Origin of the sequence: Acidovorax sp. Leaf73 (assembly GCF_916855635.1) — a bacterium.
GTDB classification, from domain to species: Bacteria; Pseudomonadota; Gammaproteobacteria; order Burkholderiales; family Burkholderiaceae_C; genus Acidovorax; species Acidovorax facilis.
The window spans coordinates 532,535-544,460 of the sequence record NZ_CAKASI010000003.1; the positions used below are offsets into that span (position 1 = coordinate 532,535).

At 64.8% G+C, this 11,926-nt stretch carries 7 protein-coding genes; 2 read left to right on the forward strand and 5 right to left on the reverse strand.

The genetic code is table 11. From position 1 onward, the window contains the following. Window positions 1-59: 59 nt before the first annotated feature. Window positions 60-1,247, forward strand: coding sequence for a DNA-processing protein DprA (gene dprA / locus LPA35_RS12250; protein ID WP_228897164.1), 1,188 nt, complete (start codon window positions 60-62; stop codon window positions 1,245-1,247). Window positions 1,248-1,310: 63 nt separating this feature from the next. On the opposite strand, the gene LPA35_RS12255 is transcribed toward dprA, so the two are convergent. From LPA35_RS12255 to LPA35_RS12275, 5 genes are all read right to left on the reverse strand, one after another. Continuing rightward, window positions 1,311-3,683, reverse strand: a complete 2,373-nt coding sequence (locus tag LPA35_RS12255; RefSeq protein WP_228897165.1) for a DUF1631 domain-containing protein — start codon at window positions 3,681-3,683, stop codon at window positions 1,311-1,313. 17 nt (window positions 3,684-3,700) lie between these two features. After that, complete coding sequence (secF, locus tag LPA35_RS12260) at window positions 3,701-4,651, reverse strand: protein translocase subunit SecF (protein ID WP_121421621.1); 951 nt, start codon at window positions 4,649-4,651, stop codon at window positions 3,701-3,703. Between the two features lie 12 nt (window positions 4,652-4,663). Continuing rightward, complete coding sequence (gene secD, locus LPA35_RS12265) at window positions 4,664-6,547, reverse strand: protein translocase subunit SecD (RefSeq protein WP_228897166.1); 1,884 nt, start codon at window positions 6,545-6,547, stop codon at window positions 4,664-4,666. 161 nt (window positions 6,548-6,708) lie between these two features. Continuing rightward, the gene (yajC, locus tag LPA35_RS12270) at window positions 6,709-7,044 is read right to left on the reverse strand and encodes a preprotein translocase subunit YajC (protein WP_055400362.1); all 336 of its coding nucleotides are present in this window, start codon (window positions 7,042-7,044) and stop codon (window positions 6,709-6,711) included. 301 nt (window positions 7,045-7,345) lie between these two features. Beyond that, window positions 7,346-10,921: an indolepyruvate ferredoxin oxidoreductase family protein gene (locus LPA35_RS12275; protein WP_228897167.1), complete on the reverse strand. Its 3,576-nt coding sequence runs from the start codon at window positions 10,919-10,921 to the stop codon at window positions 7,346-7,348. A gap of 191 nt (window positions 10,922-11,112) precedes the next feature. Between LPA35_RS12275 and LPA35_RS12280 the strand changes: the two genes are divergently transcribed. Continuing rightward, window positions 11,113-11,598: an Lrp/AsnC family transcriptional regulator gene (locus LPA35_RS12280; RefSeq protein ID WP_094289647.1), complete on the forward strand. Its 486-nt coding sequence runs from the start codon at window positions 11,113-11,115 to the stop codon at window positions 11,596-11,598. Window positions 11,599-11,926: the final 328 nt, after the last annotated feature.

Sequence of the window (11,926 nt, forward strand, 5' to 3'; positions counted from 1 at the left end):
GCCTGTGGGTGGCGCGGTGGCGGGCCGGCGTTGCCGTGGTTCTTCTATCAACTGCCTCCATGGACCGCGACGAGCTGGGCGCTTGGTTGCGCCTCACGCTTTCCCAGGGCGTGGGCAATAGCGCCGCGCGGCGCCTGCTGGCCCGTTTTGGGCTGCCGCAGGACATCTTCCGCCAACCCGAAACTGCCTTGCAGGACTGTGTGACCTTGGCCCAGGCCAAGGCGCTGTGTACCGTACCCAGCGGATGGGAGGCGTTGCTGGAGACCACCTGGCATTGGCTGGAGGGAGCAGACCGACAAGGACCTGCCCGTGCGGTGATCACATTGGGGGATGCCCGGTATCCCCAGTCGTTGCTGGACACCGAAGATCCCCCGCTGCTCATGTACCTGATGGGGGCGGCCCGGCTGGTGGCGCAAAACCCGTTTCCGACCGCCCGGTGCCTGGCCGTGGTCGGAAGCCGCAACCCCACGGCACAGGGCGCGGACAACGCGCGGCTTTTTTCGCGCGCACTGCGGGGGGCGGGCTTCACCATCGTCTCGGGGCTCGCGCTGGGTGTGGATGCGGCAGCCCATGAAGGTGCGCTGGATGTGTCCTCCGACCCCTTTGCGGAGGCAACACCCGCCACCATTGCGGTCGTGGGCACCGGGTTGGATCGCGTCTACCCCCGCAAGAACCTTGACCTGGCCCACCGCATTGCAGCCCACGGGGTGTTGGTCAGCGAATACCCCCTGGGCACGCCACCGCTGGCCGCCAATTTCCCCAAGCGCAACCGCATCATCTCCGGCCTCTCTCAAGGCACTCTCGTGGTCGAGGCGGCGTTGGCGTCTGGTTCGCTGATCACCGCCCGAATGGCGGCGGAACAGGGCCGCGAGGTCTTTGCCATTCCTGGCTCCATTCACGCACCGCAATCGCGGGGTTGCCATGCGCTCATACGCCAGGGCGCCAAGCTGGTGGAGTCCGCGCAGGATGTGCTGGAAGAACTGCGCATGCCCCCTGCGGCAGGCAAGCAGAGCGCCTCTTCTGGCGCTGCCGTGCTTGACGAAGAAGGCAGCACGGATATCGACACTCGCCAGACTGAAAGCCCCTTGTTGCAGGCGCTGGGTTTTGACCCCATGGGGGTGGATGCCCTGGTGGCCCGCACGGGCATGGATGCGGCGTCGCTGCAGGTGGAATTGCTGGAGCTGGAGTTGGATGGCCAGGTGGCGCGTCTGCCCGGCGGCCTGTACCAGCGGCTGGGCAGCGCCTGACGCTGGCGGTGACCTCTCGTTGCCCGGTGGCACAGGCATCGTCTTGATGCCCCTGAAACCGCGTCAGTCCAGCAGCCGCTCGGGGTTTGCGTCCAGCTTGGCCAGTGCATCGCGCGTGGCGCGCAAGGTCAGGCCTTCTTCGTCCTGGGCCACGAGCAAGCCCGCTTGCAAGTACGCAGCCAGCCTGCGCAGCTGGATCAGGTAGCTGCTGCCATCCACGGCTGCGAACAGGTGCAGCTGCTTGCGCTGGCTTTGCCACGCGTACTGCACCTGGGCCGATGCGCCGTTGTGGTCCAGTGTGTACCAGGTGCCAGGCTGCAGTTCCTGGGCCCAGGCCACCATGGCGTCTTCCACCGGGGCGCCGTTGTCGGCGACCACGTGAATGGACGAAGCGTCGATACCCAGCATCATTTCGATGTTGTCGGCATTGAGCGGCATGTCGCCCAGCGTGGCGTCGCTAATAAAGTCCTCCAGATTGGCCAGGCGCTTGGCCATGGCGTCAATGTGGGCCTGCGGGATGGAGGCCGTCTTGGACAGGAAGGCATCGGCCAGGGTGTCGGTGAGGATCTTGATCTGGGCGTCCTGCGGCGCGCCGTTCACGCCCATGAGGGCCAGCCCCTGGCGCAGTCGCTGCAGCAGGCCAGGAAGATTCTGGATGACCTGCGCGCGGTCGCTGCGGTTGGGCTTGGCACTGGCGGCCCAGACGAGGTCGGCGGCTGTGCGCTTGAGCGAGATGGTGTCTGCGTGCTGGGGGCCGTCGCGCACGGCCGAGAGGGCCAGGACTTCGGCCCAGGTCTTGAACAGAAACTCGCGGATCTCGTCGCGCACCGGCATGTCGCGCAGCATGGTGCGCAGCTCGATGGTGTACTGGATCGCCAGCGTCTCCCTTTGCTCCACCTGTTGAGCCACCGTAACCAGGCGCGACGTAGCCTGTTTTTCGGTGAGGAACTTGGACAGGAATTTCTCGAACTCGTCGTAGACGAGCTGGAACACCCGGCGGCCGGTTTCAGGGTACTGCTCAATCACCTGTACCACGCGGCGGATTTCCGCCTCCAGTGCGCTGCCATTGATGCTGGTCGCATCAAAGCCCATCACGCAGGCGCCCATGCGGTCGATCAGCTGGCGCGCTGGGTGGTTGAGGTTGCTGAAAAACTCTGGCTCGGCCAGTGCCACGCGCAGCACAGGCACCTGAAGCCGCGCAAACCACACGCGCACGGCTGGCGGGATGCGGTCCTCGGCCAGGATGCTCTGGAACATCAGGGCCACCACTTCAATGATGGCTTTTTCACCGGCCGTCGAGGCTTTTTTCTTGAGTTCGGTCGAGCGTTCGCGCACGGCACCTGCCAACTGGACCACGGCCGCAGGGCTGTAGTCTTCCATCAGGGTGGCGACACCGCTGTAGTACGTGTCGGCGTGCACACGGTGGGCGGTCAGTGCATGGGCCAGCGCCGCAGACGCTGGTGGGGCATTGACCATGTCGAAGCCGGTGGCAGGCTGTGTGAGCAGCCTGCGCAGTTGCCCCATCACACCGTGGGCGCGCTGGCGGGCGCGTGCCAGCGGAGTCATGCCGGTGGCAAACGCAGTTGGCATTCCGTGCTGCGGGTAGCCCGGTGGGGGCATGCGGGACGGATGCTGGGGCATGGGCCGACCGCCTTGGGGGGGCATCATGCCCCCGCGCGCTGCCGCCATGGCATCCCGGGTCTGGGCCAGTGCCTGGGAGGCCAGGCCTCCGGCCCCGGAGTCGTTGCTCCCACCGCTGCCGGTGATCGCCCCCCCTGCCGTGCGCCGCACGCGGGACTTCAGGTCCGCCTGTGGCGTCACACCCTGTTCCACATAGAACACGTTGACGGCCTGGTACTGTTTCTGGAGCAAGTTGGCCAGTTCCCGCTGCAGCGGGTCCACCACGGTCTGCAGGTCGGTGCGGGGCAGTCCGGCCTCCACCCACTGCTCGACCAGCAGCAGGCACACGGCTTCCGGACGAAGGATGTCGCTGCTGTCGAGTTCCTGGCCTTCCAGCGACTGGGTGCGCTGGCGCAGTGTGTCGAACTGCTGGCTCACCTGTTCGCTGACCGTCAGGGCCATGCGTGAAGCCAGGATCTTGTTTTCCACCACGTCGTCGCTCAACAGTTCGAACTGGGGGTTTGCGCCATTGGCTGCCAGGGCACCCCGGGTGGTGCTGCTGTGGGGGGACAACGCATCGCGCCAGGCCTTGCCGGTGCGATCTGTCCAGGCTGCGTGGTGCTGTTGGTACCGCATCCAGGCATCGCGGTGCGACTGCATTTCGCGCGCCGTGCCCGTCTGGGTCATCAGCGTTGTCAGGAGGTCCAGGACCGTCTTGTCCAGATCCGGGAGCCCTGCACAGATGCCCTCTACGAACCGCTGGCGCGCCTGGCGGGCCAGGCGGCGCTGCGGAACGGAAGAGGGCGTGGGCTGCATGGGCAGATATTAGCGGGTCAGACGGTGGCTCCGGCATGGGGATCATTCGGATCCCCATCTTTTCTGACGGGCTTGACAAGGTCCTCGCGTTTTACGCCCAGCCACATGGCGATGGCGGCTGCCACGAACACGGACGAGTAGATGCCGAACAGGATGCCGATCGTCAGCGCCAGCGCAAAGTAGTGCAGGCTGGGGCCGCCAAAGAAGAACATCGACAGCACCATGGCCTCGGTCGAAGCGTGGGTGATGATGGTGCGGCTCATCGTGCTCGTGATGGCGTGGTCGATCACCTCGTGCGTGCTCATCTTGCGGTACTTGCGGAAGGCCTCGCGGATCCGGTCGAAGATCACGACCGACTCGTTGACCGAGTATCCCAGCACGGCCAGCACAGCAGCCAGCACCGACAGCGAGAACTCCCACTGAAAGAACGCGAAGAAGCCCAGGATGATCACCACGTCATGCAGGTTGGCGATGATGGCTGCGACCCCGAACTTCCACTCGAAGCGGAAGGCCAGGTAGATCACGATGCCCACGACCACCATGGCCAGCGCCATGAGGCCGCCATGCACCAGTTCCTCACCCACCTGCGGGCCGACGAACTCGGTGCGGCGCAGCGTGACCTCGGGGTCAGCGGCCTTGAGCGCGCCCAGCACCTGCTCGCTTTGCTGCGCGGATGTGACGCCCTTTTGCACGGGCAGCCGGATCATCACGTCGCGGGCGGTGCCGAAGTTCTGCACCTGCACGTCCGGATAGCCCAGGCCGGAAACCGTCTCGCGGACCTTGGCCAGTTCGGCGGGCTGGCTGTAGGCCACTTCCATGACCGTACCGCCGGTGAACTCCACCGACAGGTGCAGGCCACGGGTCAGCAGGAAGAACACTGCGAGGGCAAAGGTGATGAAGGAGATCGCGTTGAAGATCAACGCGTGCTTCATGAAGGGGATATCTTTTTTGATGCGGAAGAATTCCATGGCCGTTGTCCTTTAGTTCGTCTTGGCCACGGCGGTGTCGGTATCTGGCTTCCAGACCGTACCGATCGACACGCTCTTGAGCTTCTTCTGGCGGCCGTACCACAGGTTCACCAGGCCCCGCGAGAAGAACACGGCCGAGAACATGCTGGTCAGGATGCCGATGCAATGCACCACGGCAAACCCGCGCACCGGGCCGGAGCCAAAGGCCAGCAGGGCCAGGCCTGCAATCAGCGTCGTCACGTTGGAGTCGAGAATCGTCGCCCAGGCACGCTCGTAGCCCGTATGGATGGCCGCCTGTGGCGATACACCCGAGCGCAGCTCCTCGCGGATGCGTTCATTGATCAGCACGTTCGAGTCAATGGCCACCCCAATCGCGAGGGCCATGGCGGCAATGCCCGGCAATGTGAGTGTGGCTTGCAGCATCGACAGAACCGCCACCAGCAGCAGCACGTTCACGCCCAGCGCAATGCTGGAGAACACGCCAAACAGCATGTAGTAGGCGCACATGAAGATGGCAATCGCGATCAGACCCCAGACCACGCTGTTGATGCCGCGCTCGATGTTGTCGGCGCCCAGGCTGGGGCCGATGGTGAATTCTTCGATGATTTCCATGGGCGCCGCCAGCGAACCGGCGCGCAGCAGCAGCGCGGTGTCGTTGGCTTCGGCCGTGGTCATGCGGCCCGAAATCTGCACGCGCCCGCCGCCGATCTCGGTGCGGATCACCGGCGCGGTCACCACTTCGCCCTTGCCCTTTTCAAACAGCACGATGGCCATGCGCTTGCCTACGTTCTCGCGCGTGATGTCCTTGAAGATGCGTGCACCCTTGGCGTCCAGCGTGAGGTTCACAGTGGGTTCCTGCGTCTGGCCGTCAAAGCCCGGCTGGGCATCGGTCAGGTTCTCGCCGGTCAAGATCACCTGCTTCTTGACGATGACCGGCTGGCCGCTGCGTTCCAGATAGCGTTCTGAGCCGAACGGCACGGGGCCACGGCCAGTCTCGGCGGCGCGGGCTTCGGTGCCCTCGTCCACCAGGCGAACTTCCAGCGTGGCGGTGCGGCCCAGGATGTCCTTGGCCTTGGCCGTGTCCTGCACACCGGGCAGCTGCACCACGATGCGGTCCAGGCCCTGCTGCTGGATCACGGGTTCGGCCACGCCCAGTTCGTTGATCCGGTTGTGCAGCGTGACCATGTTCTGCTTGAGCGCCTGCTCCTGCACCTTGCGCGTGGCTTCGGGCTTGATGGCAACGCGCAGCTTGAATTCAGTGCCCTCGGGCGTGCTGGCGACCTGGAGGTCGGGGAACTGGTCCGCAATCAGGTTGCGGGCTGCAGTCATCGTGGCTTCGTCGCGCACCTTGATGTCGATGTTCTGCCCTTCGCGGCTGATGCCGCCGTGGCGGATGCTCTTGTCGCGCAGTGCGGTGCGGATGTCGCCTGCGTACGACTCGGCTTTTTTGGTCAAGGCCGCCTGCATGTCCACCTGCAGCATGAAGTGCACGCCGCCGCGCAGGTCCAGGCCCAGGTACATGGGGTTGGCGTGCAGGGATTTGAGCCAGACGGGCGAGCGGGACACAAGGTTCAGCGCCACGATGTACGAGGGATCGCTGGCGTCGGGTACCAGGGCCTTCTGGATCGCGTCCTTGGCCTTGAGCTGCGTGTCGGGCGCATCGAAACGCGCGCGCACCGAGTTGCCTTCCAGTTCCACGAAGTCTGGCGTGACGCCAGCCGCCTTGAGCGCCTCTTCCACCCGCTGCTGCACGGCAGTATCCACCTTGACGGTGGCTTTGGCCGACGAAACCTGCACGGCAGGTGCCTCGCCGAAGAAATTGGGCAGGGTGTACAACACCCCCACCAGCAGCACGATCACCAGGATCGCGTACTTCCAGACCGGATAACGGTTCATGATCGCGCTCTTATCTCAGTATTTCAGGCGCTGTGTGCGCCGATCCCCTCATGCCAGCGGACACCGTGGAACTGGCGTTGCCAAGCCACGGGCGTCGTCCCCCGTCCCGCGCGCAGCGCGAGAGAAGGGGGAGGCGGCGCAGCCGCTCAGGGGGTTGATCCTCACTTCACCGAACCCTTGGGAAGCACCTGAACCACGGCGCTGCGCTGCAGCTGCACTTCCACGCCGCTGGCGATCTCGATGTGCAGGAAACCTTCGGACAGGCGCGTGACCTTGCCGACGATGCCGCCAGCGGTGGCCACTTCATCGCCCTTGGCAATGGCTTCGATCATGGCGCGGTGTTCCTTCTGGCGCTTCATCTGGGGGCGGATCATGACGAAGTACAGCACCACAAACATCAGCACCAGGGGCAGCATGCCCGTGAGCGTGGACATCATGTCGCCGCCGCCAGCGGCTGCTGCGGGTGCGGTTTGGGCAAAAGCGGAAGAAATAAACACGGACTGGACTCCACAACGGATGTTCAAAATTCACACAACCCGCCAGAGGCAAGCGCCAAAGCGCCTGTCAGGGCAGAACAGGGCATTGTATGCGGCGCCCCGCCTGTGTCCCCAGGAGGAAGACCCAAGGCGGCAGCGGGTGTTTGCCGCGCCAGGCGGCGCAAGGGATGGATTGACAGCTATTTGGGTAAAAATGGCTGCTGGCGCTTGATGGTTATGTATTTATAGCTCATCAATTAATAGCAAAAAGCCCGCGCCAGGCGCGGGCTCTCCGCCCCAAACGGCCGCTGCGGGCCGTGTGTCAGGCCGCTTGGCGCCGGGGCTCGGTCGCCTTGCCGCTGCGCCACTGGGCCATCAGGCCGTCCCATTTGGGGCGTGCCGCTTTCAGGTGGCGCTCCTTCACGTGGCCATAGCCCCGGATCTCTTCGGGGATGCGGGCGATCTCCACGGCCAGGGCCAGGTTGTCCGCATTCAGCGTGGCCAGCAGTTCGTCGATGCAGGCGCGGTATTCCACGATCAGCGCGCGCTCCATGCGGCGCTCCTCGGTCTTGCCGAACACGTCCAGCGCCGTGCCGCGCAGACCCTTCATCTTGGCCAGCAGGCCAAAAGCGCTGCGCATCCAGGGGCCGAAGGGCTGCTTGACGAGTTCGCCCTTGTCGTTCTTCTTGGCCGTCATGGGTGGTGCCAGGTGGTGCACCAGCTTGTAGTCGCCTTCGAACATGTTGGCGATCTTGTCCGTGAAAGCCTGGTCGGTGTGCAGGCGCGCCACTTCGTACTCGTCCTTGTACGCCATGAGCTTGAACAGGTAGCGGGCCACGGCTTCGCTCAGGCGGGTGCCGACGTCCAGCCGCGATTCGGTCGCCTTCACCTTCTCGACAAACGCGTGGTACTCGGCCGCGTAGGCCGCGTTCTGGTAGCCAGTGAGGAATTCGACACGCTTGGCGATCATCTCGGTCAGCGAGGGCTTCTTCACAAACTGGATCACCTGCGCAGCCTGGAACAGCGCCTGCACCGACGCCAGATCGTGCGCGCAGCGGCGGCCCCATTCAAACGCGGCCTTGTTGTTGTCCACCTGCACGCCGTTGAGTTCCATGGCGCGCATCAGCGAGGCGAAAGTCAGTGGCACGCGGCCCTTTTGCCAGGCATAGCCCAGCATCAGCGGGTTGGTGTAGATGCTGTCGCCCAGCAGCTGGGTGGCCACCTGCTCAGCGTCAAAGCTGCCCACACCGCCTGCGCCGACCGCCGCGGCAATCGCGCTGTCGCAATTGGCGCCGGGGAACTGCCAGTCCGGGTTGGTCACAAACGCCGCCGTGGGCGTGCCGTGCGTGTTGAGCGCCACAAAGGTGCGGCCGGGCTGCATCACTGCCAGCGTGTACTTGTGGGCCGCCACGATGGAATCGCAGCCAATCACCAGGTCCGCCTTGGCCGTATCGACCTTGGTTGTGTAGATGGCCTCGGGCCGGTTGGCGATCTGGATGTGGCTCCAGGTGGCGCCGCCCTTTTGGGCCAGGCCGCCGGCGTCCTGCGTGATGACGCCCTTGCCGTCCAGGTGCGCCGCCATGCCCAGCAGCGAGCCGATGGTGATCACGCCCGTGCCGCCCACGCCGCCGACCACGATGCCCCAGGCCGCTTCGGCCACCGGCAGCACGGGTTCAGGAATGGAGGGCAGCGCCGACAGGTCGCCCTTCTTTTCCTTCTTGGGCTTCTTGAGCTTGCCGCCCTCCACCGTGACGAAGCTCGGGCAGAAGCCGTTCACGCACGAGTAGTCCTTATTGCAGGTGCTCTGGTTGATGCGGCGCTTGCGGCCAAATTCGGTCTCCACGGGCTCGACGGAGAGGCAGTTGGACTTGGTCGAGCAGTCGCCGCAGCCCTCGCACACCAGCTCGTTGATGACCACGGTCTTGTCGGGCGTGGCCAGGGTGCCGCGCTTGCGGCGGCGGCGCTTTTCGGTCGCGCAGGTCTGGTCGTAGATGATGACCGTGCAGCCCTTGATCTCGCGGAACTGGCGCTGCAGCGTGTCGAGCTCGTCGCGGTGGTGCACCGTCACGCCCTCGGCCAGCGGTACTCCGTCGTACTTCTGCGGCTCGTCGGTCACGATGATGAGCTTGGCCACGCCCTCGGACTTGAGGCTGTTCATGATCTGCAGCACCGAGTGGCCCTCGGGCCGCTCGCCCACCTGCTGGCCGCCGGTCATGGCCACGGCGTCGTTGTAGAGCACCTTGTAGGTGATGCTGGTGCCGGCCGCAATGCTCTGGCGGATGGCCAGCAGCCCGCTGTGAAAGTACGTGCCGTCGCCCAGGTTGGCAAACACATGCTGGTCGGTGGTGAACGGTGCCTGGCCCACCCAGGTCACGCCCTCGCCGCCCATCTGCGTGAAGGTGGACGTGTTGCGGTCGGGCATCCAGTTGGCCATGTAGTGGCAGCCAATGCCGGCCACGGCGCGAGAGCCTTCGGGCACGCGGGTGCTGGTGTTGTGCGGGCAGCCGCTGCAGAACCAGGGCGCACGCTCGCCCGTGTCCACCTTCAGTTCGGCCATGCCACGCTCGCTGGCTTCGATGACGCTGATGCGTGCATCCATGCGCGCGATGATGTCGCCGGGCACGCCCAGTTTCTTCAGGCGTTTGGCAATCGCCTTGGCGATGATGGCGGGCGTCAGGTCGGCCTTGGCGCGCAGCAGCCAGTTCTGGCTGGGGTTGGGCATGCTCCATTCGCCGCCCGTGGCATCGCCCTCGGGCTCGTCGAACTTGCCCAGCACATTGGGGCGCACGTCGGCGCGCCAGTTGTACAGCTCTTCTTTCAGCTGGTATTCGATGACCTGGCGTTTTTCTTCCACCACCAGGATCTCTTGCAGGCCTTGTGCAAAGTCGCGGGTGATGGTCGCTTCGAGCGGCCACACCACGTTGACCTTGTGCACGCGGATGCCCAACTGGCGGCAGGTGTCGTCATCGAGGCCCAGGTCCACCAGCGCCTGGCGTGTGTCGTTGTAGGCCTTGCCGCTGGCAATGATGCCGAAGCGGTCGTTCTTGCCTTCGATGACGTTGTAGTTGAGCTTGTTGGCGCGGATGTACGCCAGGGCCGCGTACCACTTGTAGTCCATGAGACGCGCTTCCTGCTCCAGCGGCGCATCGGGCCAGCGGATGTGCAGGCCGCCGGGTGGCATCACGAAGTCCTCGGGCATCACGATCTTCACGCGGTCCGGGTCGATGTTGATGCTGCTGGAAGACTCCACCACCTCCTGGATGGTCTTCATGCCCGACCACACGCCCGAGAAACGGCTCATGGCAAAGGCGTGCAGGCCCATGTCCAGGATCTCTTGCACGCTGCTCGGGAAGAACACCGGCGTGCCGCAGGCCTTGAAGATGTGGTCGCTCTGGTGCGCGGCCGTGCTGCTCTTGCTGATGTGGTCGTCGCCCGCAATGGCGATCACGCCGCCATGCTTGGCGGTACCCGCCATGTTGGCGTGCTTGAACACGTCCGAGCAGCGGTCCACGCCCGGGCCCTTGCCGTACCAGATGCCGAAGACGCCGTCGAACTTCTTGCTCTGCGGGTACAGGTCCAGCTGCTGCGTGCCCCAGACGGCCGTGGCGCCCAGCTCTTCATTCACGCCGGGCTGGAAGACGATGTTGTTGGCCGCCAGGTGCTTCTTGGCTGCCCACAGCGCCTGGTCATACGTGCCCAGCGGGGAGCCCCGGTAGCCGCTGATGAAACCGGCGGTGTTCAGCCCGGCCACCGCATCGCGCTGGCGCTGCAGCATGGGCAGGCGCACCAGGGCCTGCACCCCGCTCATGAAGGCCCGGCCGTGGTCCAGGGAATACTTGTCGTCAAGCGTGACGGTTTCCAGCGCCTTGCGGACGGATTCTGGGAGTGGGGCATTCATGGCTATGTCTCCAATGGCTTTTTTGTGGGGGCCGCGCCTTGTGGGCCGGTGGGGGGAAGAGTCCATCCGCCCGTTTAGGGCCGCGACTCCAGTGTGGAGAGAAGTGTATGTCTGCGCCGCTGATATGTCTTTGCGTTCTGTGCCGTGTTTAGGCTATTCTGAGAAAGGATCTTTCTCATCGCAGCCATTTTGTGAACACTCTCGACAAATTCGATATCGCCATCCTCAACGAACTGCAGGCTGACGCGCGCCTGACGAACGCCGAGCTGGCCCAGCGCGTGGGCCTGTCGGCCGCGCCCTGCTGGCGCCGCGTGCGGGCGCTGGAAGAGCAAGGCTTCATCAAGGGCTACCGCGCCGAGATCGACCGGCACAAGATTGGCCTGGGGGTGCTGGCCTTTGTGCGGCTGGACGCCGACCGCAGCACGGGCAACCTCACGCGCAAGATGGAAGAGGCCATCCGCCAGATCCCCGAGGTCGTGTCGTGTCACTACATCAGCGGCACCGGCACCTTCGAGCTGCAGGTGGTGGCGCGCGACCTGGACAGCTTTTCGCAGTTTGCGCGCGATGTGCTGCTGAACTTGCCTAATGTGAAAGACATGCACACCAGCTTCTCGCTGGGCGAGGTGAAGGCCAGCGGGGCGCTGCCGCTCACGCACCTGGCGCGGGTCAAAGGATAATTGCTACTATATTGATAGCTGCTATGGATTGATGGACGGGCGCAGAGGCCTGTTTTTGCCTCAAATCCGGGCAGCACAACCCCCCGCCCCGGGGCGAGGGGCTTGATGTGGCTGGGCGCCCTGCGAGGTAACAAGGCGTTAGGGAATGGTTCCTGCGCAGGGTGTGCTGTATAAGCCTGCGGAACCACAGCGGGGCTGCCAAGCTGCCGCACGCACCCTCTCCGCCACGCGCCTGCAAGGCCCTGCACCTCGTGTCCCTGACCGGGGTGTTGGTTCGCAAGGTGGCTGCGCGAGCGGTTGCCGGTGGGTCTACCAATACGATGGCTCC

Bases quoted from the DNA above. Each gene is read 5' to 3' on its own strand.
- dprA (WP_228897164.1), top strand. From the start codon at position 60: ATGGACCGCGACGAGCTGGGCGCTTGGTTGCGCCTCACGCTTTCCCAG.
- LPA35_RS12255 (WP_228897165.1), bottom strand. From the start codon at position 3,683: ATGCAGCCCACGCCCTCTTCCGTTCCGCAGCGCCGCCTGGCCCGCCAG.
- secF (WP_121421621.1), bottom strand. From the start codon at position 4,651: ATGGAATTCTTCCGCATCAAAAAAGATATCCCCTTCATGAAGCACGCG.
- secD (WP_228897166.1), bottom strand. From the start codon at position 6,547: ATGAACCGTTATCCGGTCTGGAAGTACGCGATCCTGGTGATCGTGCTG.
- LPA35_RS12275 (WP_228897167.1), bottom strand. From the start codon at position 10,921: ATGAATGCCCCACTCCCAGAATCCGTCCGCAAGGCGCTGGAAACCGTC.